The sequence below is a fragment of the uncultured Aquimarina sp. genome, assembly GCF_947492965.1.
In the GTDB taxonomy this organism is placed as follows: Bacteria; Bacteroidota; Bacteroidia; order Flavobacteriales; family Flavobacteriaceae; genus Aquimarina.
The window spans coordinates 250,691-277,593 of the sequence record NZ_CANLOZ010000006.1; the positions used below are offsets into that span (position 1 = coordinate 250,691).

Below are 26,903 nucleotides of genomic sequence, written 5' to 3' on the forward strand. Positions count from 1 at the left end.
TATAGTTTTAACTCCATTTATCTACTATTTTTGGCAACTCTTCTTTTAGTTTTAGGTATGTTCGTGGTTTTTCTACATAATCATCGCATCCATATGCTTTTGCCTTTTGCTTATCATCTTCTCTATCCGAAGAACTTAACATTACGACAGGTATGTGCTGGTATCTACTATCTTTTTTTAAATCGTGTAATAAATCCAATCCATTCCCTCTAATAAGTTTTATATCCAATAAGATTAAGTTTGGAAGATTTTCCTCTTGGTATTTAGACGCTAGATAGTCTAAGGCTTCATCAGAACTAGGAGTAAAATGTACTTTATGGTCAGGAGTATTTTTTTCAAAAACTCTCTTCATAAGCATGACATCGTTTGGATTATCTTCTACCGAAAGTATGTGATGTTGTTTATTCATCATGAGATTCTAAATTAAAGTAAAACGTAGTTCCTTCATTGAGTTTGCTTTCTACCCAAATTCTACCTTTATGTTTATCCACTACTCGTTTAACGATGGCTAAGCCAATACCCGAACCACTATATTCATCATTTACTAATCTATTAAATACACCAAAAATGGTTTTTTGATGTTTCATGTCGAAACCTATTCCATTATCTTTTATGTAATAAATTGTATCTTTTAAGTGGCCAATATTTACCAAAGGCTTTTCCTTCTTAGAGGAATATTTCATGGCATTTTCTAATAAATTTTTGATTAAGAGGGTAGTAATTGTTTTATCACCTTTTAAATCGGGCATCGTATCCTGTATTTCCACCTGAACATTTGGATATATATTTTTGAGATCTACTAACAGTTCTTTGGTAAGTTTTATAAGTGAAAAATATCTATATTCTACAGGCTTTTTCCCAAGACCAGAGTACTCTAGAATATCATCGATTAAAGTATTCATCTTTTCTACAGAATCGATAATCGTTTTTACAGAGTTTTTTCCAAAATCATCCAAACTATCAAAATATTCTTCTTTGATGATGTGTGCAAAACCATCTATACCTCTTAGTGGAGCACGCAAATCATGAGATACACTATAACTAAAGGATTCTAATTCATCATACGCCATTTTTAGGCGAGCATTCAACTCCTTAACCTCATTATATTTTTCAATAATAATATCAGAGATACTTTTGTTAAGACTTTTCACTGCCGCTATTTCGTTATCGGTCCAAGGTTCTGAGATTCCTTCTTGTTCTATAGACCATTTTTCAAAAGATTTTCTAGGCGACAAGCGAACGTCTTCATCAATAGAAACAGCTTTATCTGGATTACCAGCCCAATCTACATTCTGAATAACTTCTGGCTTAAACCAAATGAGCGCATCTTTTTTAGCTTTAGATATAAATTGACATAGTACTCCAGAGGCTATATTTTTATACGCTTTAGCTGTTTCGAACGCTCTACTAATTGAATTAGTTTGATAAAAATTTTCAGTTGTTTGTTCACTAATAAAGTTGATAAGATCTCTTATTTGCTCAATTTCAGGACAAGTACCAATTAACGTAATATCATTATCGATACAAATAGCAGCTCCAGTAGAGTGCGTAAGATCATTAAGAGTAATATCAAATCTGGATAATCCTAATACGATGTCTTTTTCTCTGGTAATTTGATCTATTAAGACACTTCGCGTAATAGAACTCTTTTGTATTTGGTCTAAAACGTTGTTTTTAGCGTCTAATTGAAGACTCGTGGAGAAAATTTGTGCTAAGAATTTACAACTAAGACGCTGGTAAAAATTGATAAACTTCGGGCTGTAATGATGACAAGCAATAAGTCCCCAAAGAGTGTCATTAAATACAATGGCAGCTGTTAGAGTAGCACCAACTTTCATGTTTTGGAGATACTCAATATGTATGGGAGATACTGCTCTTAGTTCTGATTTGGATAAATCTAAAGGAGGCAGCTCAGTATTTTTCTCATTTGTGATAATTGGAGTAGGAACTGAATTTACGTCATCAACAATCCGTACCCCTTGCTTTAGAAATAATTTACGTGCCTGTTGCGGTATATCTGTTGATGGATAATGCAATCCTAACCAACTTTCCAAATGTTCTTCTTTGCTTTCGGCAATAATGCTTCCATTCCAATCCGCATCAAACTGATAGATCATAATACGATCATATCCAAGGTATTGTTTGATCAATCTAGCAGCTGAGTTACATTTTTCGGAGACATTATTTTCTGTGTTAATTTTTGTCGCTATTTCCGATAACTGAAGTTGATATTCAAAAGGATTTAATTCAATTGAATTTGGCTCTAATTCGATAATGTACTCAGTAGTATTTTTATGAGTAATTAGAGTTATCGGTGCATTATTAATATGGACTTCTTGGTGTACAACATCTTTTGTTTCTAATTTGTTTAGTATAACATGGATATCGATATTGTGAGTTTCGAATAAAGATTCAATGGGTTCATTAAAAAGAACGTCTACACCAATGGAAAATAAATCGACTATATTCTTACTATAACGTAACAATTTCCTTTCTTCGAAACTACAAGTCAGGAGAAACCCTCTTTTTTGTATGTTTCCTATAATATGAATAGGTTCCTTATCACAATTGGTAAGGTCAATTTTTTTAGGATAAAGTTGTGAAGGAGAAAAAGTTGACATTTTTGATAAATTATTTTTAAAAGTATGAATAATCTTGAAATAAAAAAACAAATTATGTTGACGGAAAATTCCCTTATGATTCTGTTTTCCTGCTTTAGAAAATAAATGATTTAATTCTCTATAAACGCTTATCCATCAATAATAGTAAGGTTTATCCGTAAATCTTAAAATGTTAATAAAATTTTAGGATAAAAGTTAGTATCTTAGGGTAAGATCTCTGATCTAAATTACTATACTTACCCCGATTTTTTGAACATTAATTTTTGTCGATTTATTTTCTATGGTAAAATCTGAGAATGAAGGAAATGAGATGAGTACTAATCAATCATTTCCTATTATAGGTATTGGAAGTTCTGCAGGTGGTTTAAAAGCATTGGAAGAATTTTTTGATCATTGTCCGTCCGACACTGGTTTTGCCTTTGTGATTGTACAACATCTATCTCCAGATTACAAGAGTTTGATGCCCGAACTCCTTTCGCGACATACTAAAATGAAGGTGGCGGAAGCTCAGAGAAATGAGAAAGTGAAACCAGATCACGTATATCTTATTCCAGGAAATAAAAATATTATCATTAGAGATGGTTATTTGGTGCTTACAAAAAGACCACCAAACAATCAGATGAATTTTTCGGTAGATATTTTCTTTAAATCATTAGCTGTAGAAAAAAGGGATAAGGCAATTTGTTTTATTTTATCGGGTACAGGCTCGGATGGCACCAAAGGTGCAAAGTCTATTAAAGAGGTAGGAGGAACCTTGTTTGTACAAAGTCCGGAAAGTGCCAGGTTTGATGGAATGCCAAGAAGTGCCATTTCTCAAGGGTTAGCAGATTTTGTGTTATCTCCTGGAGAAATGCCAGCAGAATTGGTGGATTTTGTAGCTCATGATAATTTTAATTTAAATTCAGTCGATGATCATATAGAAGGTGCTCAATCTTTAGAACGAATTCTGAAAATGATCAAAAGTTATGTAGGGTACGACTTTCTCTCGTATAAAAAGCCAACCTTGTTTAGAAGGACAGCAAAACGAATGAGTATTACTAAAAATAAGACAGTTGCAGACTATATTAATTACCTCTACGAATATCCTGAAGAGAAATTTATATTAGCAAAAGAATTTTTAATTGGAGTGACGAAGTTTTTTAGGGATCAAGAGGCATTTGATGAGCTGAAACAAAAGGTGATCCCTAATATTGTTAGAGCAAAACAAAGTAGTGATGAACCAATTAAGGTTTGGGTGGTTGCCTGTTCTACTGGAGAAGAAGCCTATTCTATAGCCATACTATTGGAAGAGTATTTTTATCTAACAAAACAAAAAGGCTCGTATAAAATTTTTGCAACTGATATTAATGAAAAAGCTGTAGATATTGCTTCTAAAGGAGTGTATAAAGAAAGTATCGCTTCGGAGATTCCTCAAGCATTATTAAATAAATATTTCACGGTAACAGAGAACTCCTATCAAATCAACCCTGCAATACGAAGCAATATCATATTCTCTAAGCATGATATATTACAAAATCCTCCTTTTAATAAAATGGATTTGGTGTCTTGTCGTAATATGTTGATTTACATGAATAGCGAAATTCAGCTAAAAGTGTTAACCAGTATTCATTTTGCTTTAAATGAAAAGGGATATCTGTTCATAGGAAATTCTGAAAATATTGGATTACTAGATAAAAACTTTGATGAGGTTAGTTCGAAATGGAAAATATATAGAAACCTAAAACCAGGCAGACTCGTAAGTCAGTACAATAATGATATTTGGAAAATAGGTGTCAATGCTATCGACTCACGTAATGCTGGTAAAAAGGAAAAGGTGTTTGATAAAATGATCAAGTCCATTAATTCTATGTTAATGGAAGATTTAGGTGTGGTTTGTGCCTGCGTTGATGAAGGTTTTGAAATTATACAAGCTTCTGGGAAATTGAAAAAATATATCGAATTTCCAGAGGAAGGATTTACCAATAATTTGATGAAAATGTTGCCGGACGAATTGGCAATCCCTCTAACCACTATGATCAGAAAAATAGGGAAGAGTGATAATAATTCCAACTCTATAGAACGAATCGTAAAAATTTTGCAAGAGGATATCCTAAAAGAAATTAAACTTGTTGTTAAGGAGTTAAGCTTAGGTTCGGTATATAAAAAAAGCTATCTGATCTTATTTTTTGAACAGAAAGGAATAGAATTAAACGATTTAGGAGAAAATGTAGTACCATCGGTTTTTGCTAAAACAGCAGAGGTAGAAGAGTTAAAAGAGGCATTGACAGAAACCAGAGAGAATCTTCAGTCCACCATAGAAGAACTCGAAACTACGAATGAAGAGATGCAGGCAACCAATGAGGAGTTGATGGCGTCGAATGAAGAGTTACAAAGCACCAATGAAGAATTACAATCTTTAAATGAAGAATTACATACTGTAAATGCTGAACTACAAGAAAAGAATACGCAGTTATTGGAATCTAATTCTGATATCGAAAACCTGATTAAAAATGTAAATATCGGAACAGTGTTTCTGGATCGTAATTTTAATATCAGGAAGTTTACGCCAGCGATTCATCAACATTTTCAACTAAGGGTAGAAGATATTGGTAGACCTATCCATCATTTTTCTGGTACATTAGGAGGACAAGATTTAATGGAATTGTCTAAGACAGTTATAAACACGCTGCAATCTTATAAAAGAGAAGTACAAAGTGCCGATGGCACCTGGTTTTCTATGCAGATTTTCCCGTATAGAAATCAAGAACATGTGATTAGAGGAGTGGTGATTAATTTTATAAATATCCATGAAACCAAAACTGCATTAAAGGAAACAGCAAGAGCCAATGAGTTTTTAACACACCTGATAGATACCAATCCAGGGATTATCTATATCTATGACCTAGTAAAAAAGCAAAATATATTCTCAAGCGATAGTATTGCTAAGATTGCCGGATATACTGAAGATGAAATTAGAAAATTGGGTGCGAATCTAGCGGAAAAATTATTTCATCCAGATGATTTAAAAGCGATTGAAAAGCACCATAAAAGGCTAAAGTCACTAAATGATGGTGAGATTTTGGAAGTTGAGTATAGGATAAAACATAAGATTTCTAAGGAACCTATATGGATTTATGCTACTGATAAGGTCAACGAACGTGATGAAAATGGCGATGTAATATCTGTATTAGGATTAGCTCAGAATATTAATAAGGTAAAAAGTTTGCAATCGAAGCTGATGGTCAGTGAATCTAGATTACAGTTAGCGATAAAAGGGAATCGCGCAGCCTTATGGGAATGGAGCGATTTTATAAAAAATAAGGCTTGGTGGTCCAAAGAATTCTACCAGCTATTAGGATATGATGCTAAATCATTAAAACCATCTTTTTCTTCTTTTATTAATATCATTCACCCAGAAGATATTACTAAGTTTAGAAAGAGTCTGGAGGAACAGGTAGAGGAGCAAGAAGGATTAGACGAGGATGTTCGAATTAAAACGAAAAATGATGGATATCGATGGTATAGAGTAAATGCGCGAGCGCAAAAAGAAATTAACGGAGATATACAAAAGATTGTAGGAACTCTTATCGATATACATAGCAAGAAACAGTCCGAAAACAAAATGAAACAGCTTAATGTAGAGCTGGAACGTTTTGCGTATTTAGCAAGTCATGATCTTAAAGAACCGCTTAGAACGGTGACTAGTTTTACAAAATTATTTAAGCAAGAGTATAGTGAGGTTCTGGATGAAAATGGTCACACCTATTTAGATTTTATAGAAAATGCTTCTGGTAGGATGATCACACTTACCAATGATCTGTTACAGTACTCCCAGTTAGATGACAAATCCCTAAGTTTTGAAACAGTAGATTTGAATCAAATCGTAAAAGAAATTGTGCAGGATTTACAAAAAACAATTGATGATAATAAAGCAAAAATTTTGGTAGAAAAACTCCCCGAAATTACGTGTGATGCTATTCAGATTCGGCAATTGTTTCAGAACTTAATTTCGAACAGTCTAAAATATAGAAAACCTGATGTAGCCCCGATCATTCAGATAGGTTCTGAGCTCAAAAGAAGAGATTATCAGTTTTTTGTAAAGGATAACGGAATTGGAATTAAAAAAGAATATCACGAAAAGATATTCGAAGTTTTTAAACGTTTACACAGCCAGGAAGAGTATGAAGGTACTGGCATCGGATTAGCAAATTGCAAAAGGATAGTAGATAATCATAATGGACGAATATGGGTGAAGTCATCTACAGATAAAGGTTCTTCCTTTTATTTTTCCATTGCTAAGTTAACTTTAGATAATAAATATGAAAAAGATGAATTGCATACTGCTGGTAGACGATAGTAAATCCACTAATTTTTATAATAAAAAACTGATAGAAATTAGTGGAGTTGCTAATCAGGTTTTTGAAGCTTATAATGGTTTGGAAGCTCTGGATTATTTAAATAGAACTGGAAAATTCAAGGGTAGTGAAGATGAGTTTCCTCGACCCAACGTTATTTTTTTGGATATCAATATGCCTAAGATGGATGGCTTTGAGTTTTTAGAAGAATATGCTAAATTACCTAAAGAAAATAGAGGAGATATACTATTGGCATTTCTTACAACTTCTAATTGGGAAAAAGATCGAGTAAAAGCTTTCGAGAAAGAAGAATTGGTGCATGATTTTATTGAGAAACCGTTGGAGGAAAGTACATTAAAAAGAGTTTATGATTTTTATATTAATAACCCAGATTTCCATACTGTAGATGCGTAGAAAATTACACTGTTTTTAATAAAAATGATTTATGCATTTTGCTAACAAAATCATCTATAAATAGATTGTCGATTTCAGAAATGTTCCTTGCTATAACGTTAGGATAGTTATTTATTTTTATCTCTTCTTCAATGTCAAGTTCATTCTTTGTCATTAAAACAATATGAATATTGTAGTTGTTATTTTCTACGAAAGCATATCTTTCTAGAAACTCCCAACCATTAATATGGGGCATATCCTTATTAATGAATATATAGATAGGCTTTGAAATAATAGTGTGTAGAGGAGTTAGATAATCACAAGCATCCTCGGTGTTTTCAAAAAACAACCCTTTTGATATATTTTGGGATTTTTCTATATGTTGAGCTAGAAAAAAGTTGGATATTTTATTGTTGTTAATTACGATAAACATCTGTACTACTTTTATTATCAGAAAGATAGTTTTTGTATCCTTTTTTCAAGAAAGGGAAAATATAAGAAACACAAAATACCGATAAAAAACAAATATTACCGATAAAATGCAATTATACCATTATTGCAGATCCGAATTTTGAAAGAAAGCTAAATTATCAATCAGCTTCCAAAGATTATGGTTTTCAATCGCAATTGGAGAATTGTTACGGACCTTTCTGTACAGTAAGTTTTCGATGATTAGATCTTCAAACTTGATTTGCATTAACTGATTGGTTTTTAGATCGCCCATATTCCAATTCGGAAACCTTCTTGCATGAAGTTGATCATCATAAATACACTCTAAAATTTTATGTCGTGTATCTTTTTTTAGACTGTTTAATAAATTATTAACATCCAATTGATTCCCTTCTACATACTGAAAAAAGTGATTTTGTTTGTAGTAGAGAAATCCCGTGACACCGTGATTTTTATTCTCTTCTTGCGCTTTGTAAACTAATTGATGTAAAGAGGTCTCATTAAAAGATTCGTTTTCAATACTTAAATACAGGACACAAGCCAATGGAGCCATAAAAAGATGATGTAATTTGTGGTTTAATGTTATAAAAAGACCGAGTAAAGATCTTTATATAAAGATACTCTTAAACATCATCAAAATCAACTTTTATCGTAGATGATGTTGGATATGCCTGGCATGCCAATACTAATCCTTCTTCTAGTTCAGCATCGGTAAGTATACTGTTTTTACCCATTACCGCTTTACCTTCGGTTATTTTGCATATGCAAGAACTACAAACTCCTCCCTGACACGAATACGGAGCATCGATATCTTCTTCTAAGGCAGCATCTAATATGGTTTTTTTCTGATCCATCACGAAAGAAGATTCTTCATCATCAACCAATATTGTAATTTTAGTTTGACCATCTAAATCAGCTTCGATTTCTGTTGTTTCTGTGCTGCTGGTAAATAATTCGAAATGTATATCTTCTTTGGCAATATTATTCTCAGTTAAAACCTCAGTAACTGTGTTGATCATAGCTTCTGGACCGCAGAGGTAAAAACTTTTAAACGTAGTGTCCTTAAACTTATTTTTAGTGATAAAATTGATCGTAGACTTTTCTATTCTTCCAAAACGAGCACCATCTTCCTGGCTTCTGCTATAAAAGAACTCTACAAACAACCGATCAGGATAGTTGACTTGTAAGGCTAAAAGTTCTTTATGAAAAATAGTTTCCGTTGGATTTTGGTTACCATATACTAATACAAAGCTGCTATTCGGTTCTTCTTCTAGAACACATTTGATCATACTCATGATTGGAGTGATTCCACTTCCTGCTGCAAAAGCTGCATAATGATTTTGAGCAGTTGGATTAGATTCCAATAGAAAAGAACCTTCTGGAGTATGTACATCTAAAGTATCACCAATTTTTAGTTTGTTATTAGCGATCGAAGAAAAAGTACCTCCTTCAATTTCTTTTACTGCTACACGAAGAGATCCACTTTTGGGTGCCGAACATATAGAATAAGCTCTTCTTATCTCATTCCCATCTACAACAGTCTTAATAGTAATATACTGTCCTGCGATAAAATTATAGGCATCGGACAGTGTGCTGGGAATATCAAATTCAATAGAAACAGCTTTAGGAGTTTCGCGAGTAATATCTTTAATAGTTAGTGTGTGAAAATCTGACATAGCAATAAAGTAAATAGTAAGTCGAAAACTTTTTAAGGTTTTTCAGATGAGCATATTAGAATTCTAATTTCTCAATATTAATTTTTGCGCAAAAATACTAAATGCAAAACACCATAGAGTGGTTTTGGGATAAATTTATATACCTAAAAAACTTATGCATAAGAAAATTATGTATATATTTGATGCCTAATAAATAGTGTTATGGGCAATTCTAAATTATATAAAGGTAGTTTAAACACCATTATTTTAAAGCTTTTAGAAGAAAGTGATAAGATGTATGGCTATGAGATTACACAAAAAGTAAAAGAAATTACTAAGGGAGAATTAAACATCACCGAAGGTGCATTATATCCAGCATTACATAAGTTAGAAGCAGAAGGTTTACTAGATGTAGAAATGCAGAAAGTAGATAATCGATTGCGCAAATATTACAAATTAACCGAAAAAGGAACCAAAGAAACGGCGAATCGGTTAACAGAATTAGAAGAGTACATTCGTACGATGCAAACAATTATTAACCCAAAGTGGAGTATAAGCTAAGTATGGGAGGATTAACAAAAAATCAAATTCAGTTTATAGAGAATTATCTTGTACATCATAAAATTAAATATTGGGATGTACAGATAGAGTTATTGGATCATATTGTTTGCGAAGTAGAAAAGAAAATGAAAGAAGGTATTTCTTTTGAATCTGCAATGGAACAAGTACATAAGAGTTTTGGGAATAAAGTGTCTTTTTATGCTTGGGATATAGGAGCGAACAAATCAGGGAAATCTATCTATGAAGATAGTCGAGGTTATAAAAAGTTGCTAATTGAAAAAAGAAAGCATATCACAAAAAAAATAAGAAGAACAACTTTAGAAACGGTAAAAGATGTGCTAAGAAACTATAAGATTGTATTGCCATTCTTACTTTGTACGGGAATACTTTTTTCTTTCTCAGAATACTTTGAAATAAAGTGGATCATGTTGGGTGGAGTGATATTAACTTTAATCCCTTGTATTTATGTTTGGATACAACAATATAAAAGAAGAAAGAATACATCACTTGCCTTGGTTGTTTATTCTTCTTGGGTAGGATTGATGTTATATTTTCCTAATATTTTAACCATAGTAGAACAACTTGATGAAGATTTTGTCAAAACATTACTATATCAACGTATATATCTTGGTTTAACACTTATGGCTGTGTTTTACACTTGGATCAGTCTTGTAGGGTATCGAAAATTCATAAAACAATATGACAAACAATATCAAATGTTAACAGCAGCGTAAGAAAACTGATCGTATTTAGAGAATAAAAACTGACAAACATGGGAAAACTAACATTAGAAGACATACAATTTATAGATACATATTTGTGGAATTCGGATATACATTATGAAGATGTAAGAATTGAAATGGTTGATCACGTCGCTTCAGAAATTGAGCATAGAATGAATGAGGGAGATACCAGAGATTTCTATCACATTTTTAAAGAATATATGGTAGCACATAAGGCATCGTTGGTGAAAGAAGGAAGCAAACCATTTAATTGGAAGATATTTAAAAGTGTCTCTATAAAACTCCTGAAGAATTTAGTGACATGGCAGGTACTTTTAGGTAGTATAGGTTGTTTTTGGATTTTTAATGAGATTTACTCGTATTTTTATATAGATAGTGTTTGGGGTTCTTTATTTCCGACATTTTTATTAGTATTAGTAGCATTTATACCGCTGATAGTATTTGGGAAAAAGAAGTTTTCATTTATTGGAAATTTTGGAGTTTTAATAACGGTATTCTTCTCTTTTAATTATCAATTTATTCCTCATTTAAAAGAACCTTCAACATTCTACTACATTTATCTTGGAGTGCTAACACTATTTTTTGTTGGAAGTTTAAAAACAATGATTTCACTAGTAATTTTTTATAAAAAACGTATGCAATTGGCATAGATAGTAGAAAGGACTAAAAGTAAGTATATGAAATTGGAAGAGTATCATATAAAAGAATTGTATCGTATTATAAAAAAGAATGGAGTCAAATATTACGATGTTCAGACAGAGTTAGTGGATCATTTTGCCATAGCTATGGAAGGAGAAAACACTGTTTCTTTTGAGGAAAAAACAAAAGAAATTCTTGAAGGTTTTGATGGTAAAAAGGGATTAAAACAGATTACCTCTCAAAAGAAGAAAGTGTTGTTAAGAAAGTTTTTTCGGATCTATACGGATGGATTAAAAAACTATTTTTCATTTCCGAAAGTACTTCTTACCATTTGTATTTTTATTGGATTTGTGGTTACGTTTCAAACTTTTGAGGTGGAACAGAGCACCTATAGCCTGATTGCACAACTACTAAATATCTCTTTAATATTTCAAGGTTCATACAATACTAATAGATATTTAAAAAAGATGTATAATAAAGGTTATAGTTTTTTAACTATCAAAATATTAGAATATCTTCAAATGATCATGGTGATTCCGATTGCATCTCTTTTTGCTATAACCACATTTTTTAAAGAATATGATAATGTTCTAGTGTTGAGCAGTATCATTACGTTTTCTGTAGTAACAATTTTGGCATACGCCAAGCTTAAGAAACACCTTGTTAATGAGGTGATTTCTTCCTATCCAATGGTAAAAGCTTAAGGATTTTTCTTTCAAAATTGTAACAAAATTTACTTTTTGTTTACTAAATAATGTAAGAAGTATTTCTTACTTCTTCTAAAACTAATACAACTATGTTTAAACACTTTATATCCTTACAGTGGAAATCCTTCTGGAGATCTGCCTCTGCTTCATCTGGAGTTTGGATGAAAATCTTTATGGGATTTTGGGCAGTATACTTTATCCTTATGATGATGGGTGGAAGTTTTTTGGTATACAAATATGCCGAAAAGGAATTATGCCAAAATCCTCTTACGGTAGTAAATAAATTTTTGATCTATTGGTGGGCATTTGATCTTATTTTTAGGTATGCATTACAAAAAATGCCAGTAATAAATATTAAACCGCTACTTATTTTGCCGTTTAATAAAAGTAAAATTGTGTCTTTTGGAATGGGCAAGACGATGCTATCTTTTTTTAATATCATTCATGCATTCTTTTTTGTTCCATTTTCCATACTACTAATCTCTAAAGGAGATGCTCCTGTACTTAACGTACTACTCTGGAATCTAGGGTTAATAGGACTTGTTTACGCTAATAACTTTCTAAATATCTTATTAAACAATAAAGATAATTTGATTTATGGGATAGGAGGCGTTATGGCAATATTAGGAGGATTGCATTATTTTGGATATTTTGATATCACTGTATATACAGCACCATTTTTCCAAGGATTATCTGATACTTTGTACTTGTTCATATTACCGATAGTTGCAGCAGTCATTCTTTATATAACAGCATTCAAATCTTTTGTAAGTGGTTTATATTTAGATGAAGGTTTGGCTACAAAATCTAAAGATGTAAAGACAGAAAATCTGGATTGGTTAGATCGTTTTGGGAAAACAGCTATATTTCTTAAAAATGACATTAAATTGATCAAAAGGAATAAAAGAGCGCGATCTACAGTAATTGTTAGTGTGCTATTTCTTTTTTACGGGCTATTATTTTTTACAGGAGCCGTAGAAGCATACGATGGTCCAGTATGGAGAATATTTGCAGGAATATTTGTATCTGGTGGATTTTTATTGAGTTTTGGTCAATTTGTTCCAAGTTGGGATAGTTCTTATTATCCATTGATGATGAGCCAGAATATTAAATATAGAGAATATTTATCCTCCAAGTGGTGGCTGATGGTAATGGCAACATTTGTTTCTGTTATTTTGGCTTCGGGTTACCTGTATTTTGGATGGGAAGCCTATTTGGCGGTTATTGTTGGTGGAATTTATAATATGGGATTGAATGCTCATGTAGTATTGTTGGCTGGAGCTTATGTAAAAACACCTATAGATCTTACCAGTAACAAGAAGGCGTTTGGAGATAAGCAATCTTTTAATATGAAAACATTAATGCTTTCATTACCAAAGTTGGCATTACCAGTAGTACTGTATGCAATAGGTCACTATGCCTATAGTCCATATGCGGGTTATGCATTAGTAGCCGTGGCAGGGATAGCAGGTTTTGCTTTTAGAAATATGGTTTTTGACAAAATCGAAAAAATTTACAAAACAGAAAAATACGCAACCATTTGGGCGTATAAACAAAAAAAATAAGGAAGATGATAGGAGTACATAATATAACAAAAACATACGGAGCTAATACCGTATTGAATATCGAAAATTTAGAAATACCTAAAGGTGACAGTTTTGGATTAGTAGGAAATAATGGAGCCGGAAAAACTACCTTGTTTAGTGCTTTATTGGATCTTATCAGACCCACAACGGGATATATAGAAAATAGCGGAATTAAAGTAAGTGAGAGCGAAGAATGGAAATCTAATACTGCTGCTTTTATCGACGAAACTTTTTTAATAGGATATCTTACTGCCGAAGAATATTTTTATTTCATAGGAGAATTGAGAGGCCAAAATAAAGCAGATGTAGATGCTTTACTGGCTAATTTTGAAGACTTTTTTCATGGAGAAATTCTAGGTCAAAAGAAATATTTAAGAGACCTATCCAAAGGTAATCAAAAGAAGGCAGGAATTGTTGCTGCGCTTATTGGGAATCCAGAAGTAGTTATTTTGGATGAACCATTTGCGAATCTGGATCCGACAACACAGATTCGTTTAAAGAAAATAATTAAAGACTTGGCAGCAGATCCTAATGTAACGGTGTTAGTTTCTAGTCACGATTTAATGCATGTTACAGAGGTATGTGAACGTATTGTTGTGTTAGATAAAGGAGAAGTAGTAAAGGACTTGGTGACGTCAGAAGAAACTTTGAAAGAATTGGAAGAGCATTTTAATAAATAAAAAGCCTCATATATAAGATCCGTTTGGTTTAATATCTATATAAACCAAACGGATCTTTTGTTTAAAAGTTTAGTTTTTTATGATAGTTGATTTGGCAAGTAATGTGCCTTTATTTATGTCAACAACATGTATGTGGTAATAACCAGAAGGTAATCCATATAAGTCTATTATTCTTCGATCTTCTCTAAGTACAACTTCTTTAGCAATCTTACCAGACATACTATATATTTTAATAAGCTTGTTTGTTTTACCACCCGAAATTGTAAGCATATCTCGTGTGGGGTTAGGAAATACCTCGATTTCTGTATTCCCTTTTTGGTCTTCTTCTGAAATAGTATTGGAATGATTTGTGGATGTTTTGATATACGTGATTAACAGTTCTGGCTTGCCTTTGGTTTGATTTTCTTTAGAAGCAAAGGCAAAATCGTTCCCTGAATCTAATAGTAAAATCAATGAAATAGGACCTTTGTCAAAAGCTCCAGGATCTAACGAAATGGTATGAGAGGTATTGATATCAAAAGTTCCATTAATGCTACCAAGTGGGTCTGACAGCTTTGGTTTATTAGTGTTAGAAATTGTTTCTTCGCTCCACTGATTAGAGGTTCCTTTGTATATTCTTAGATTTCCTTTACCGCTATCTTCTGCTACATTAAATTTTAATTTTACATTTTTAATGTTTCCACCAATACTAGAAAGATTAAATTTAAGATAACCAATTCTTTTTCCTTTTTCGATTCTGATAATATTGTTATTAAAGCGCGAAGTGTATTGTAAATAGGCGTCATCAACAGGAGATAAGGCAATTGTTGTTTCTAAAGGTTCTAAGAATGTAGTATTTATTTTATCAACATTAAATAGATATCCATTAGTTCCTTTAAATAATAATTTCAGTTTTTTAGTGCCTTTTTGAAGGTTTATTTGTGTCGATTGTTTTTTATAAGAGTGCCAATCACCACTAAAAGGAACAGTTATACTTCCAACTAATTTATTTGCTTCATATATCTGTATTTCTCCACCTCTACCATTACTCGAAGTATAGGTATCGATATTGTACTCTCCAGATGCTGTAACATTTACGTTGTATTCGACATAATCATTGTTTCTTATGAATCCAATATTTTGACCATCTGATGCAGGTGTGTTTTCTATTTTAACACTTCCAGATTTAGTATCATAGTTTTCTGCTTCAAATGCTCCAGGAATTGTTATTTCAGGACTTTCTGTTACAGTAATTTTAATAGCACCAGAAGTTGTAGATAAACCATTATTATCTGTAGCTTTTGCAGTCAATGTATATGTTCCGGAAACGGATAAGATATGTTCTATTTGAAATGGTGCTTTATTTTTGCTTCCGATTATATTTCCATTCATATAAAACGCTACCTCTTCTATCTTTTTATCATCAGAAGCCGTTGCTGTTATATTAATTTTCTCATTTTTCTTAAACACGGTATTATTAGATGGTGATATAATTTCAACATCAGGAGCTTTATTTTCATCTCCTAAAATAATTGGATATAACGTTTTTCCTTTTGGATTAAGTGAAGGATTCACTGATGGAAAATTATTAATCCTTTCGTTAATGGATAACCCTAGTTTTTTAGGACCTTTATAAAGAACTCCTCTCTCTGACCAAGGAGTGGAAGGTCCATAATTATGGTTTCGTTGTTCGCAGGAATTATTGATAATATAATTAGGCTTCTTAGAATTATCATGTTGAGTAGACCAAGGTCCCATAATAGCAAAATAAACGGGTTTATTGGTCGCAATTTCCCTAGGATCATTAGGTTGCAGTTCATCTCGGCTTACTGGGGACATGTCACTAGGAAGTATAATTCTATTGTTTTCGATAAGGTTATTTCCAGCATCACCACTATGAAAGCTTACTTCTTGTCTAAAGTCATTATCATAAACCACATTGTATTCTACATTACTTCCTTGAAGCGATATATGTCTCAGGTGCGTTACTTTACAACCTGTAATTAAATTGTAAGCTCCTTGAATAAAGAAATATCCTTGTGCACCTCCAGCTTTTTTATGAGAACCTTTAACATCTAAATCTCTTAAGGTTATATGGTTCGAAGGAACTCTAATAGGATCTCTACCAGAATTGTAGATGTTTACTCCATCTACCCAGCAGTCTTCTGATCGTACAATTTTAATTGAAATATTGTCTACATTTCTGAGTTCATCATTTTTAGAAATACCATAGTTCCATTTATATTTTGGTATTCCCCAACCTCCTTCAATAGTTAGACGATAGATCCCTGAATTTTTAACGCGATCGAATCTAAATCCGTTTTTGTTATTGATTTTGATAACGCATTTCACTCCGTTTCTACTTTCTCCAATGAGTGCTACATTAGATTTCATCCTGATCTCTTCGTTAATGGTATAAGTACCATTTTTAAGAAGAATACCTACAAGTTTATTCTGTTTTGAAGCATCACTAATAGCCCGATTTATTTGATTACTCGATGCTCCCGCATTAAGTGTTTTAACAATGGTAATATCTTCTAAAAATGGAATTCCTCCTCGTACACCAGCTTTCTGCCATTCTTTTATTTGTGGGTATCTACTGTCGTATTTAGTATTATCAAATTTGATTCCCGGATCACCAACTTTAAGTTGTCCGTAAATAGGTAAGTAAATAATTAAAATAAGTAGCCGTAAGCAACGTATGCCGCTTTTTAAATTAAAATTGTTCATGTTGAGTTTGTTTGTTATGAATAGTTAATCACAAGACTAAGAATTTATAACAGACTGAAGACCCACTAAATAGTATACGTACCTTCTGGTTGAGTATATGTATTTTTTTATAAAGAAATATAAGGCATATCGAAAATAAGGATTGAGATTATCAAGTGATATTATTAGTTGATAATTAGTTTTTTAGTAGATGTTCGATTGTTCTTGTAATCAGTAAACTGCACTAGGTATATTCCCGATGATAAGTCATCTACTTGTATAGGATTTAATTGACCTGTAAATATGCCTTTTTTTGATTTTACGAGCTTTCCAAAAATGTCTCTAATTTCAACGTTAAGTTTAGTTTCTGAAGTATTATTAAGATTGATAAAAAACGTTTTTTTTGTTGGATTAGGATATAAAGTAACATCTAAATCACTTATAAATTGATCATCTGTAGATAATACCATTGCATTATCTATGGGATATAAAGTTTCTCCACTAGGATTCAAGTTAGAAGATACTTCTGGAAAGTTTTGTATCCTTTCGTTTATGGTTAATCCTAATTTAAGAGGTCCTTTATATAAGATGCCAGGTTGAGACCAAGGTGTTTCAGATCCATAACTATGATTTAATTGGAGACAGCTGTTATTGATTATGAAATTAGGTTTTTCAGAATTATCGTGTTGTGTAGACCAAGGTCCCATAATAGCAAAATATACTGGTTTGTTAGTAGCGATCTCCCTTGGATCATCAGGTAAAAGTTCATCCTCACTCACTGGAGACATGTCTGCTGGCAGTGTAATTTTGTTGTTTTCTATAAGGTTGTTTCCAGCATCGCCACTATGAAAGCTTACTTCTTGTCTAAAGTCATTATCATAAACCACATTGTATTCTACATTCCCTCCTTGAAGTGAAATATGTCGTAGGTGAGTTACCTTACATCCTGTGATTAAATTATAAGCGCCTTGTATAAAAAAATATCCTTGTGCGCCACCAGCTTTTTTATGAGCGCCTTTGACATCCAAATCACGCAGTGTAATGTGATTAGAAGGAACTCTGATAGGATCTCTTGCCGAATTATAAATGTTTACCTTGTCTAACCAGCAATCTTCAGATCGTACGATTTTTACGGATATATTATCTATATTTCTAAGTTCGTCATTTTGTGATAGACTATAATTCCATTTATATTTCGGAGTCCCCCAACTACCTTCAATAGTTAATCTATAAATTCCAGCATTTTTTACATTATCAAATCTAAATCCGTTACCACTATCCATATTAATGATACATCGAACACCATTTCGACTTTCTCCAATAAGTGCTACGTTGGACTTCAGTTTTACAGCATTATCGATAGTGTATGTACCGTTTTTTAACAAAACTCCGACTAATTCATTTTCTTTAGCGGCATCGTTAATTGCTTGATTTATCTGAGAACTATTACTATCGCTATTGAGGGTTGTAAAAATTCTTATGTCGTCTAAATATGGTATTCCACCTCTTACTCCAGCTTTTTGCCATTCAAGTATTTGAGGATATCTATTGTCGTATTTACTATCATCGAAGGTTACACCTGGATCACCAACCCTTTTTTGGGCATTGGTTTGAGTGCAAATAAGAAAAAGGAATAACAATTTGAGTAATTTGTGAGTAAGTAGTAAGTTTTTCATGAGATGACTGTAAAAGGGTAATATCTATATCTTTCTTGTCTCGAAAATCTTTAAAATAGAATTTGACAAGGTCAAATTAGTATTCGTTTTTTTATGATATCATATAAAAGGTAGTATAGTGCCCCAAATAGATAAAAAAATAGAAGGTTAAAGTGTTTTTTACAGAAAGAAATGTATTTTTACATTTCACACCGTATTTTGTGCCGCTCTGATGTACTAAAACGTAAGTTTTTTAGTTATCAGCGTATAAATTATTCAGATTTGAGCAAAAATTTATCACAGATCATCGTTATACTTTTCCTGATTGTTGTTGGGTTTAGTTGTTCGCGTAAAAAGGACAAATGGACCAACAGAGCTTGGCATGATGTAACCACCAAGAATAATACGCTGTATAATGGAAGAGTAGCTTTTGACAAAGGAAAGCAAGATATTGTTCAGACATATAAAGATAATTTTTGGGAACTTCTGCCCGTAGAAAGACTGATAGTTAGTGAAGATGTAAGACTACCTAATGAAGTTTTAAATCAGAATTTTGATAAAGCTGAGGAAAAAGCTGCTAAAGCAATTCAGAAACATAGTATGCTTATCGATGATAGAGAAAGAAATCCTAAAATCGATGAAGCATTTTTGCTTTTAGGAAAAGCCAGATATAATGAACAAAGATTTATTCCTGCCCTAGAAGCCTTTAATTACATTTTATATAAATATCCTACCAGTAATAATATCAACCATGCTAAAGTGTGGAGAGCAAAGGCAAATCTTCGATTAGATAATAACGAAAAAGCAATTGAAGATTTAATGAAAATGGTGGAAGAGGAATATATGGAAGCTCAGGATTATTCTGATGCAGTAGCTATGATAGCGCAAGCATATATAAATCTGGAGCAGAAAGATTCTGCGGTTACCTATATTAGCAAGGCTGCTATACATTCTAAAAATAATGAAGAAAAAGGGAGATATTTATACATCAAAGGACAATTATTAAATCAATTAGGTTATAAAGACAGTGCAAACTATGCTTTTGATCAAGTGATTGAGCTTAATAGGAAAACTCCTAGAAGATATATGCTTAATGCCTACATGGCAAAGGCGCGAAACTTCAACTACGAAACAGGAAATAAGCAAGAGTTTTTAGAACTTCTAACTGATTTGGAGGAGAACCGAGAAAATCGACCTTTTTTAGATAAAATCTACAATCAGAAAGCGGTATACTTTAATACATTAGACTCTATAGATCTGGCGGTAGCTTTCTACAATAAGTCATTACGAACAAATACTGACGACAGGCATTTACAATCTTTAAATTATAAGGCACTAGGCGACATTAATTTCGATGACAAAGAATATGCCGTTGCTGGAGCTTATTATGATAGTACGTTAGAACGTATGGTTGTGGATTCTAAAAAGTATCGTGTACTGAAGAAGAAGCGTGTTAATCTAGACGATGTTATATTATACGAATCAATAGCACAGACTAACGATAGTATTCTAAAAGCGGTAGCGATGTCTCCAGAAGAGCGTTTAGCATATTACTCTGAGTATACCGAGAAATTAAAAGCTGCTGCTATTGCAGCGCAAGAAGCAGCTGAAATAGAAAGGATAAAAGGAGAATTGCCAAATGAGCAAAGGTTTAATCAGCCAAGAACCGCAATAGGCCAACCAGGAGGTCCGAATCCTGAAGCAGGAGGAACGTTTTATTTTTACAACCCTACTACTGTTGCTTACGGTAAAACAGCTTTCAAAAGAATTTTTGGAAATAGAGAACTACAAGATAATTGGAGAATATCGAGTATTACAAACCCAAGTGCAGTTTCTAGTGAAGAACAATCTCAACAGGAAGAATATTCAATAGATACAGATCCGACATTTGATCCACAAACATATATTACACAATTACCAACGGATCAAAAAATAATTGATAGTCTGCAAACGGATAGGAATTTTGCCTACTATCAGTTAGGAGTTATTTATAAAGAAAAGTTCCAAGAGTATGGCTTATCAACGGATAAGTTCGAAAATTTATTGGAAAGTAATCCGGAAGAAAGACTTATAATTCCTTCTAAATATAATCTATACAAGATTTATCTCGTACAAGAGGATGTTGCAAAATCCAACGCGATTAAGCAAGATATAATCAATAATCACGGAGATTCTCGATACGCTAAAATACTTCAAAATCCAGATGAAGCATTGCAAGATGACAAAGATAGTCCAGAATCCATGTATAATAGATTGTACAAAGATTTTAGAGATCAGAAATATGCGCAAGTGATCAAGGAAAGTGATGAATTAATAACAAAGTTTGGAGGAGAGGATTTTGTTCCAAAATTTGAGTTGTTAAAAGCTCAGGCTGTTGGTCGTTATCGTGGGTTTGAAGCCTACAAAGAAGCACTTAATTACGTATCACTAAATTACCCTCAGAGTCCAGAAGGGAAGAAAGCGCAACTGATTTATCAAACTACAATTCCTCAAATACAAAACAGTTCTTTCGTAACAGAAGGAGTAGATCAGGAAAATAATCATAAATTAGTGTACGCTTTTTCGCGATTTGGTGATAATCAAGCACAAGAACTGAAGGAAACATTAGAAGCTATCATTAAAGATCTTCGTTATGATAAAATGACGGTCTCTTTAGATGTCTATACAGAAGATGAACAATTTGTTGTAGTACATACCAAAAGAGATAAATTGGGAGCAGAAGGTTTAGCAGAACTTTTAATTCTTGGTAAAATAGAAGATACGAGAGGTGTAGATTTGACTAAATGGAATAGAAGGAAAAAGTATTATCCGAAAGTGGATAAGGAGTTCTTTATCATCGCTTCGCCTAATTATAGAATTTTACAAATTCATAAGAATTTAGACAGTTATAGCTATGTACAGGCTAAAATAGAATCAGAATAATAATTTATTTAATCCCCCGATTAGTATGTTTTCAGACAATAAAAAAGGAAAAGACCAAGGTCCAACAGATTTTTCCAGAAACCAGAATAAAATTTCAGAAGGAACTAAAATCGTAGGAGATGTTATTTCCGAAGGTGGTTTTAGAGTAGAAGGGACTATTGAAGGAACTTTCAAAACAACCGGAAAAGTAGTGGTAGGAAAATCAGGCTACATTCAGGGGACTTTAGAGTGTTCTGATGCAGATTTTGAAGGAAAGTTCTCAGGTAATCTTCAAATTTCAGGAACTTTATCACTAAAACCAACGGCGCATATAGAAGGAGAAGTTTCTGTTGGTAAGCTTGCTGTAGAACCAGGAGCAACCTTTAACGCTTCTTGTGTGATGAAAGGTGGCGTAAAATCATTAGGTAAAACTGATGGACAAAAACAAGGGAAATCAGCTTAGAAGATATTTAGCACTTACTGGAATAGCTTTTCAAATGGGAGCTATCATATTTTTATGTGCTTATGTCGGTAAAAGGCTCGATGCATATTATCTGTTAGAAAAAAAATGGTTTACAATGGGTTTTATTCTCTTTGGAGTAGCTTCATCACTTTATTTGGTAATTAAGCAATTGAATAAAATTAATAATTCAGAGAAGTAGTATTACCTTATAATCTCAATCATAAATGCCCAAAAGTTTACCAAAGTTTTCGCTTCTGTTTTTACTTGTTCTTACAATTACTTATTTTGTTCATAGTACATTAATAAGCACTGCTACTTTAGAAAATCAGACGAACATTCTAAACTTTTCATATATATTTAACGGGATATATACACTTTGTCTTGTAATCGCTATCATATTGCTGCTGAAAAAGTTAAAGGATCAAATTGGATTTATATTTTTAGCAGGCAGTTTTTTGAAGATTGGTCTTTTTTTAGCGTTTACAAAATTTAATAGTCTCGAAATTGACAAAAGTGTTTTTCTAGACTTTTTTATTCCATATCTGGTCAGTTTGGTTTTGGAGGTGCTTTTTGTTTCCAAAATTTTGAATAATATTAAATAACTGTAAATCAGCAATTTATTTTTTTATTTTTCTTATTTTACTTATTTGTATAAAATAGTTTAAGAATCTAACTTAATTGTGTACATTTGCACCGAAATTTAGGAACCGAAATCTGACTTAGAATGCAAAAAATAAGTGTAGTTAGAATTTTTATGACTTTAGCCTTGATTCTTAGCTCTTTGAATCTGGCAGCAAAAGATACTGAAATAGCAGAAAAAGAAGGAAAAGATGGTTTAAAAGCTGAGATAAAAGAGTTTATCGATCATCACCTTCAAGATTCACACGATTTTACTTTATTTTCTGATAAAGAGTCAGGAAAACATTATGGGTTTCCACTACCAGTTATTCTTTGGGATAATGGATTAAAAGTGTTTTCTTCTTCAAAATTCCACCACGGAGAAACAGTAGCAGAGGTTGATGGTAACTATTACAAGTTATATCACAGCAAAATTTATAAAACAGACGCAGAAGGGACCATCAATTATGATGAAGATCACCATGCTACTAACGAAAAGCCACTAGATTTTTCTATCACAAAAAATGTAGTGAGTATGCTTCTTATAGGATTGCTAATGTTCTTTATGTTTAGAAGTTTAGCTAAGTCTTACAAGAAAAACAACGGAATGCCTTCTGGAGTTGGACGATTCCTAGAACCTTTAGTGCTGTTTGTGAGAGATGAGATTGCAAAGCCAAATATTGGGCATAACTATAAAAAGTACATGAGTTTCTTGTTAACTATCTTCTTTTTTATATGGTTATTAAACCTTTTAGGGATGACACCACTAGGAGTAAATGTTACAGGAAACATTGCAGTTACATTTGGATTAGCATTATTAACATTTTTAATAACCAATTTTACAGCAAATAAAAACTATTGGGGACATATCTTTTGGATGCCTGGAGTGCCAACATTTATGAAAGTTGTCTTAGCGCCAATTGAACTATTGGGGGTTTTTATCAAACCTTTCTCACTAATGATTCGTTTATATGCGAACATGACGGCAGGACACGTAGTAATCATGAGTATTGTTGGAATGATGTTCTTGTTTAAAAGTTGGATTGGTAGTCCATTATCATTTGGTTTAGCATTTGTGTTGTCGATATTAGAATTATTGGTGGCAGCATTACAAGCATATATTTTTACGATGTTATCAGCGCTATATTTCGGTATGGCTAATGAAGAAGCACATCACTAAAATTTAATTTGAAGTTTAATTTTTAATTATATAGTTATGACAATTCCAGAAATTGTAGGATCAGGTCTAATAGTAATCGGTGTAGGATTAGGTATCGGAAGAATTGGTGGTCAGGCGATGGACGCTATCGCTCGTCAGCCAGAAGCTTCAGGAAAAATCCAAACAGCTATGCTTATTGCAGCTGCACTTATTGAAGGTATTGGATTTGCTGCGTTATTCGCATAATATCCAAATGATGCAAACTAAGATTATAACGGTTGGTTATAATCTTAGTTTACTGATTAAAAATTAACTATAATAGAGTAAAACATTACATATGGAAAAGTTATTAAACGATTTTTCATTCGGTCTTTTTTTCTGGCAGATTTTAATTTTTGTAGGTCTAATCTTCTTATTAAGAAAGTTTGCTTGGAAACCTATATTAGATTCTGTTAATAATCGTGAAGAAGGAATTAAAAATGCATTAGAATCTGCAGAAGCTGCAAGAAAGGAAATGCAAAATCTTCAGGCAGATAATGAGCGTATTTTAAATGAAGCACGTGCTGAGCGTGATGCGATGTTAAAAGAAGCAAGACAGCTTAAAGAAAATATGATTACTGATGCTAAGTCAGAGGCTCAGGCAGAAGCTGATAAAATTGTTGCTCAGGCGCAAGCCACTATAGAAAGTGAAAAGAAAGCTGCACTAGCTGAATTAAAAAATCAGGTAGCTGGTCTTTCTGTGGAGATAGCGGAAAAAGTAGTAAGAAACGAATTATCAAACAAAGACAAGCAATTAGAATTGGTTGATTCTATGCTTGGTGATGTTACTTTAAATTAATAAGCAACATGAGTAGAGCAGCAATACGTTATGCTAAAGCAGTGTTGAGTTTAGCTCAGGACAAAAAGGCTACCGAAGACGTTCAAAAAGATATGCTAACTATCATCGATACTGTGGATAACAGTAAAGATTTGAAAATGCTTTTGAATAGTCCTTTAATAAAGAGTGAGGTGAAATTAGCTTCTTTACGTGAAGTATTTAAGAATGTGGGGGATCTTACTCAAAAGCTTTTTGATGTGTTAATAGAAAATAAAAGAGTTGATTTGTTAGATAACGTAGCTAAGCAATATTCGATTTTATTTGATCAGTTAAATAACACTCAGATCGCAAAAGTAACAACTGCAGTTCCTTTAAGTAAAGATTTGGAAGCAAAAGTACTTACAAAAGTAAAGGAGTTAACAGGTAACGAAGCGACTATAGAAAATATCATCGATGAGACTATTATTGGTGGTTTTATTTTAAGAGTAGGAGACTTGCAGTATAATGCAAGTATTTTACATAAACTAACAAGTTTAAAAAGAGAATTGAGTAATTAATATTTAATTATTTCAATAATTTATATTTAATAATAAGGAAATGAGAATGTAGTCTCATTTTTACAAACTATTATAAAATGGCAGAAGTGAATCCTGCTGAAGTATCAGCAATATTAAAACAACAATTATCTGGTTTTGAAGCTACAGCTTCTTTAGAAGAAGTAGGTACAGTATTACAGGTTGGTGATGGTATCGCCAGAGTATATGGATTGTCTAACGCTCAGTACGGGGAGTTAGTAGAATTCGATTCTGGATTAGAAGGAATTGTACTGAATCTTGAAGAAGATAATGTTGGGGTAGTACTTTTAGGAGCTTCAACAGAGGTAAAAGAAGGTGCAACTGTAAAACGTACACAAAGAATTGCTTCTATAAATGTAGGAGAAGGAATTGTTGGACGTGTAGTTGACACTTTAGGAAATCCAATTGATGGAAAAGGAGCTATTGATGGTGAAACTTTTGAGATGCCATTAGAGCGTAAAGCACCTGGTGTAGTTTTCCGTCAGCCAGTAAATGAGCCATTACAAACAGGTATCAAATCAATTGATGCGATGGTGCCAATCGGAAGAGGACAGCGTGAGTTGGTAATTGGTGACCGTCAAACAGGTAAAACAACAGTATGTATTGATACAATTCTTAATCAGAAAGAATTTTATGATGCAGGTGAGCCTGTTTACTGTATTTATGTTGCAATAGGACAAAAAGCATCTACTGTAGCTAATATTGCAAAAGTATTAGAAGATAAAGGAGCATTAGCATATACAACAATTGTTGCTGCAAATGCTTCAGATCCTGCTCCAATGCAGGTATATGCTCCATTTGCTGGAGCAGCAATTGGTGAGTATTTCCGTGATACTGGTCGTCCTGCTTTGATTATCTATGATGATTTATCAAAACAAGCGGTTGCATATCGTGAGGTGTCATTATTATTACGTCGTCCACCAGGTCGTGAGGCATATCCAGGGGATGTATTCTATCTGCACTCTAGATTATTAGAGCGTGCTGCAAAAGTTATTGCGGATGATGGTATCGCTAAAGATATGAATGATCTTCCAGATTCATTAAAGGATAAAGTTAAAGGTGGTGGTTCACTAACAGCGTTACCAATTATTGAAACGCAAGCAGGTGACGTTTCGGCTTATATTCCAACAAACGTTATCTCTATTACAGACGGTCAGATATTTTTAACTTCTGATTTATTTAACTCTGGTGTTCGTCCAGCAATTAACGTAGGTATTTCTGTATCTCGTGTAGGAGGATCGGCTCAGATTAAGTCAATGAAGAAAGTAGCGGGTACATTAAAATTAGATCAAGCACAGTTCCGTGAATTAGAAGCATTCGCGAAGTTTGGTTCTGATTTAGATGCTGCTACCTTGAATGTAATTGAAAAAGGTAAGCGTAATGTTGAGATTCTAAAGCAAGGGCAAAATGATCCTTACACAGTGGAAGATCAAATTGCTATTATTTACGCTGGATCTAAGAACTTATTAAAGGATGTTCCTGTAAATAAAGTTAAAGAATTCGAAAGCGATTATATCGAGTATTTAAATGCTAAGCACAGAGATGCTTTGGATACTTTAAAAGCTGGAAAACTTACTGATGAAGTAACTGATGTATTACTTTCTGCTTGTAAAGAAATTTCAGCAAAATATAAATAATTCATAATTCTGAATTCAGAA

24 protein-coding genes are annotated in these 26,903 nt (G+C 32.7%); 17 read left to right on the forward strand and 7 right to left on the reverse strand.

The genetic code is table 11. From position 1 onward, the window contains the following. Positions 1-7: 7 nt before the first annotated feature. Both Q1B37_RS16925 and Q1B37_RS16930 read right to left on the reverse strand, forming a co-directional pair. A complete protein-coding gene (locus tag Q1B37_RS16925; RefSeq protein ID WP_299609019.1) occupies positions 8-412 on the reverse strand; it encodes a response regulator in 405 nt (134 codons plus the stop codon). Continuing rightward, the gene (locus Q1B37_RS16930; protein ID WP_299609016.1) at positions 402-2,621 is read right to left on the reverse strand and encodes an ATP-binding protein; all 2,220 of its coding nucleotides are present in this window, start codon (positions 2,619-2,621) and stop codon (positions 402-404) included. Before Q1B37_RS16930 ends, Q1B37_RS16925 begins: the two co-directional genes overlap by 11 nt. Positions 2,622-2,901: 280 nt before the next feature. On the opposite strand from Q1B37_RS16930, the gene Q1B37_RS16935 reads away from it, so the two are divergent. Both Q1B37_RS16935 and Q1B37_RS16940 read left to right on the forward strand, forming a co-directional pair. Beyond that, a complete protein-coding gene (locus Q1B37_RS16935; protein WP_299609013.1) occupies positions 2,902-6,957 on the forward strand; it encodes a CheR family methyltransferase in 4,056 nt (1,351 codons plus the stop codon). Beyond that, entirely contained in the window at positions 6,929-7,369 is a 441-nt protein-coding gene (locus Q1B37_RS16940) for a response regulator (protein ID WP_299609011.1), read from the forward strand. Before Q1B37_RS16935 ends, Q1B37_RS16940 begins: the two co-directional genes overlap by 29 nt. A gap of 4 nt (positions 7,370-7,373) precedes the next feature. Here Q1B37_RS16940 and Q1B37_RS16945 read toward each other — a convergent pair whose 3' ends face one another. The 3 genes from Q1B37_RS16945 to Q1B37_RS16955 all read right to left on the reverse strand — a co-directional run bounded on the left by Q1B37_RS16945 (position 7,374) and on the right by Q1B37_RS16955 (position 9,474). Then, complete coding sequence (locus tag Q1B37_RS16945) at positions 7,374-7,781, reverse strand: hypothetical protein (protein WP_299609009.1); 408 nt, start codon at positions 7,779-7,781, stop codon at positions 7,374-7,376. Positions 7,782-7,901: 120 nt separating this feature from the next. Then, a complete protein-coding gene (locus Q1B37_RS16950; RefSeq protein WP_299609007.1) occupies positions 7,902-8,351 on the reverse strand; it encodes a BLUF domain-containing protein in 450 nt (149 codons plus the stop codon). A 70-nt stretch (positions 8,352-8,421) separates the two neighbouring features. After that, entirely contained in the window at positions 8,422-9,474 is a 1,053-nt protein-coding gene (locus Q1B37_RS16955; RefSeq protein ID WP_299609005.1) for a ferredoxin--NADP reductase, read from the reverse strand. 201 nt (positions 9,475-9,675) lie between these two features. On the opposite strand from Q1B37_RS16955, the gene Q1B37_RS16960 reads away from it, so the two are divergent. From Q1B37_RS16960 to Q1B37_RS16985, 6 genes are all read left to right on the forward strand, one after another. Continuing rightward, entirely contained in the window at positions 9,676-10,014 is a 339-nt protein-coding gene (locus Q1B37_RS16960) for a PadR family transcriptional regulator (RefSeq protein WP_299609002.1), read from the forward strand. Positions 10,015-10,016: 2 nt separating this feature from the next. Beyond that, positions 10,017-10,748: a hypothetical protein gene (locus Q1B37_RS16965; protein WP_299900493.1), complete on the forward strand. Its 732-nt coding sequence runs from the start codon at positions 10,017-10,019 to the stop codon at positions 10,746-10,748. A gap of 38 nt (positions 10,749-10,786) precedes the next feature. Further along, entirely contained in the window at positions 10,787-11,407 is a 621-nt protein-coding gene (locus Q1B37_RS16970) for a hypothetical protein (protein WP_299608996.1), read from the forward strand. Positions 11,408-11,434: 27 nt separating this feature from the next. Then, entirely contained in the window at positions 11,435-12,100 is a 666-nt protein-coding gene (locus Q1B37_RS16975; RefSeq protein WP_299900496.1) for a hypothetical protein, read from the forward strand. A gap of 92 nt (positions 12,101-12,192) precedes the next feature. Next, on the forward strand, positions 12,193-13,668 hold the full coding sequence (locus Q1B37_RS16980) for a DUF5687 family protein (RefSeq protein WP_299900499.1): 1,476 nt from the start codon (positions 12,193-12,195) through the stop codon (positions 13,666-13,668). Between the two features lie 5 nt (positions 13,669-13,673). Then, positions 13,674-14,369 (forward strand): ABC transporter ATP-binding protein, encoded by a 696-nt coding sequence (locus Q1B37_RS16985; protein WP_299900502.1) that lies wholly within the window; start codon positions 13,674-13,676, stop codon positions 14,367-14,369. 69 nt (positions 14,370-14,438) lie between these two features. On the opposite strand, the gene Q1B37_RS16990 is transcribed toward Q1B37_RS16985, so the two are convergent. Continuing rightward, a complete protein-coding gene (locus tag Q1B37_RS16990) occupies positions 14,439-17,078 on the reverse strand; it encodes a carbohydrate-binding protein (RefSeq protein ID WP_299900505.1) in 2,640 nt (879 codons plus the stop codon). A gap of 164 nt (positions 17,079-17,242) precedes the next feature. Further along, positions 17,243-18,733 carry a T9SS type A sorting domain-containing protein gene (locus Q1B37_RS16995; RefSeq protein WP_299900508.1) on the reverse strand — a complete coding sequence of 497 codons (1,491 nt, stop codon included), beginning with the start codon at positions 18,731-18,733 and terminating at the stop codon, positions 17,243-17,245. A 261-nt stretch (positions 18,734-18,994) separates the two neighbouring features. On the opposite strand from Q1B37_RS16995, the gene Q1B37_RS17000 reads away from it, so the two are divergent. From Q1B37_RS17000 to atpA, 9 genes are all read left to right on the forward strand, one after another. After that, positions 18,995-21,634 (forward strand): hypothetical protein, encoded by a 2,640-nt coding sequence (locus Q1B37_RS17000; RefSeq protein WP_299900511.1) that lies wholly within the window; start codon positions 18,995-18,997, stop codon positions 21,632-21,634. A 25-nt stretch (positions 21,635-21,659) separates the two neighbouring features. Further along, entirely contained in the window at positions 21,660-22,076 is a 417-nt protein-coding gene (locus Q1B37_RS17005; RefSeq protein WP_299608981.1) for a polymer-forming cytoskeletal protein, read from the forward strand. After that, positions 22,048-22,275 (forward strand): AtpZ/AtpI family protein, encoded by a 228-nt coding sequence (locus Q1B37_RS17010; RefSeq protein WP_299900514.1) that lies wholly within the window; start codon positions 22,048-22,050, stop codon positions 22,273-22,275. The genes Q1B37_RS17005 and Q1B37_RS17010 overlap by 29 nt, the downstream gene beginning before the upstream one ends. Before the next feature lie 25 nt (positions 22,276-22,300). After that, complete coding sequence (locus Q1B37_RS24250) at positions 22,301-22,678, forward strand: DUF6168 family protein (RefSeq protein ID WP_366141476.1); 378 nt, start codon at positions 22,301-22,303, stop codon at positions 22,676-22,678. Between the two features lie 122 nt (positions 22,679-22,800). Beyond that, the gene (gene atpB, locus Q1B37_RS17015) at positions 22,801-23,874 is read left to right on the forward strand and encodes a F0F1 ATP synthase subunit A (protein WP_299608976.1); all 1,074 of its coding nucleotides are present in this window, start codon (positions 22,801-22,803) and stop codon (positions 23,872-23,874) included. Positions 23,875-23,910: 36 nt separating this feature from the next. Continuing rightward, on the forward strand, positions 23,911-24,099 hold the full coding sequence (gene atpE, locus Q1B37_RS17020; RefSeq protein ID WP_299608973.1) for an ATP synthase F0 subunit C: 189 nt from the start codon (positions 23,911-23,913) through the stop codon (positions 24,097-24,099). A gap of 91 nt (positions 24,100-24,190) precedes the next feature. Continuing rightward, positions 24,191-24,691 (forward strand): F0F1 ATP synthase subunit B, encoded by a 501-nt coding sequence (locus tag Q1B37_RS17025; RefSeq protein ID WP_299608969.1) that lies wholly within the window; start codon positions 24,191-24,193, stop codon positions 24,689-24,691. An 8-nt stretch (positions 24,692-24,699) separates the two neighbouring features. Next, a complete protein-coding gene (gene atpH / locus Q1B37_RS17030; RefSeq protein ID WP_299900517.1) occupies positions 24,700-25,227 on the forward strand; it encodes an ATP synthase F1 subunit delta in 528 nt (175 codons plus the stop codon). A 77-nt stretch (positions 25,228-25,304) separates the two neighbouring features. After that, positions 25,305-26,882 carry a F0F1 ATP synthase subunit alpha gene (atpA, locus tag Q1B37_RS17035; RefSeq protein ID WP_299608963.1) on the forward strand — a complete coding sequence of 526 codons (1,578 nt, stop codon included), beginning with the start codon at positions 25,305-25,307 and terminating at the stop codon, positions 26,880-26,882. The last annotated feature ends 21 nt before the right edge of the window (positions 26,883-26,903 follow it).

Bases quoted from the DNA above. Each gene is read 5' to 3' on its own strand.
- Q1B37_RS16925 (WP_299609019.1), bottom strand. From the start codon at position 412: ATGATGAATAAACAACATCACATACTTTCGGTAGAAGATAATCCAAAC.
- Q1B37_RS16930 (WP_299609016.1), bottom strand. From the start codon at position 2,621: ATGTCAACTTTTTCTCCTTCACAACTTTATCCTAAAAAAATTGACCTT.
- Q1B37_RS16935 (WP_299609013.1), top strand. From the start codon at position 2,902: ATGGTAAAATCTGAGAATGAAGGAAATGAGATGAGTACTAATCAATCA.
- Q1B37_RS16940 (WP_299609011.1), top strand. From the start codon at position 6,929: ATGAATTGCATACTGCTGGTAGACGATAGTAAATCCACTAATTTTTAT.
- Q1B37_RS16945 (WP_299609009.1), bottom strand. From the start codon at position 7,781: ATGTTTATCGTAATTAACAACAATAAAATATCCAACTTTTTTCTAGCT.
- Q1B37_RS16950 (WP_299609007.1), bottom strand. From the start codon at position 8,351: ATGGCTCCATTGGCTTGTGTCCTGTATTTAAGTATTGAAAACGAATCT.
- Q1B37_RS16955 (WP_299609005.1), bottom strand. From the start codon at position 9,474: ATGTCAGATTTTCACACACTAACTATTAAAGATATTACTCGCGAAACT.
- Q1B37_RS16960 (WP_299609002.1), top strand. From the start codon at position 9,676: ATGGGCAATTCTAAATTATATAAAGGTAGTTTAAACACCATTATTTTA.
- Q1B37_RS16965 (WP_299900493.1), top strand. From the start codon at position 10,017: ATGGGAGGATTAACAAAAAATCAAATTCAGTTTATAGAGAATTATCTT.
- Q1B37_RS16970 (WP_299608996.1), top strand. From the start codon at position 10,787: ATGGGAAAACTAACATTAGAAGACATACAATTTATAGATACATATTTG.
- Q1B37_RS16975 (WP_299900496.1), top strand. From the start codon at position 11,435: ATGAAATTGGAAGAGTATCATATAAAAGAATTGTATCGTATTATAAAA.
- Q1B37_RS16980 (WP_299900499.1), top strand. From the start codon at position 12,193: ATGTTTAAACACTTTATATCCTTACAGTGGAAATCCTTCTGGAGATCT.
- Q1B37_RS16985 (WP_299900502.1), top strand. From the start codon at position 13,674: ATGATAGGAGTACATAATATAACAAAAACATACGGAGCTAATACCGTA.
- Q1B37_RS16990 (WP_299900505.1), bottom strand. From the start codon at position 17,078: ATGAACAATTTTAATTTAAAAAGCGGCATACGTTGCTTACGGCTACTT.
- Q1B37_RS16995 (WP_299900508.1), bottom strand. From the start codon at position 18,733: ATGAAAAACTTACTACTTACTCACAAATTACTCAAATTGTTATTCCTT.
- Q1B37_RS17005 (WP_299608981.1), top strand. From the start codon at position 21,660: ATGTTTTCAGACAATAAAAAAGGAAAAGACCAAGGTCCAACAGATTTT.
- Q1B37_RS17010 (WP_299900514.1), top strand. From the start codon at position 22,048: ATGGACAAAAACAAGGGAAATCAGCTTAGAAGATATTTAGCACTTACT.
- Q1B37_RS24250 (WP_366141476.1), top strand. From the start codon at position 22,301: ATGCCCAAAAGTTTACCAAAGTTTTCGCTTCTGTTTTTACTTGTTCTT.
- atpB (WP_299608976.1), top strand. From the start codon at position 22,801: ATGCAAAAAATAAGTGTAGTTAGAATTTTTATGACTTTAGCCTTGATT.
- atpE (WP_299608973.1), top strand. From the start codon at position 23,911: ATGACAATTCCAGAAATTGTAGGATCAGGTCTAATAGTAATCGGTGTA.
- Q1B37_RS17025 (WP_299608969.1), top strand. From the start codon at position 24,191: ATGGAAAAGTTATTAAACGATTTTTCATTCGGTCTTTTTTTCTGGCAG.
- atpH (WP_299900517.1), top strand. From the start codon at position 24,700: ATGAGTAGAGCAGCAATACGTTATGCTAAAGCAGTGTTGAGTTTAGCT.
- atpA (WP_299608963.1), top strand. From the start codon at position 25,305: ATGGCAGAAGTGAATCCTGCTGAAGTATCAGCAATATTAAAACAACAA.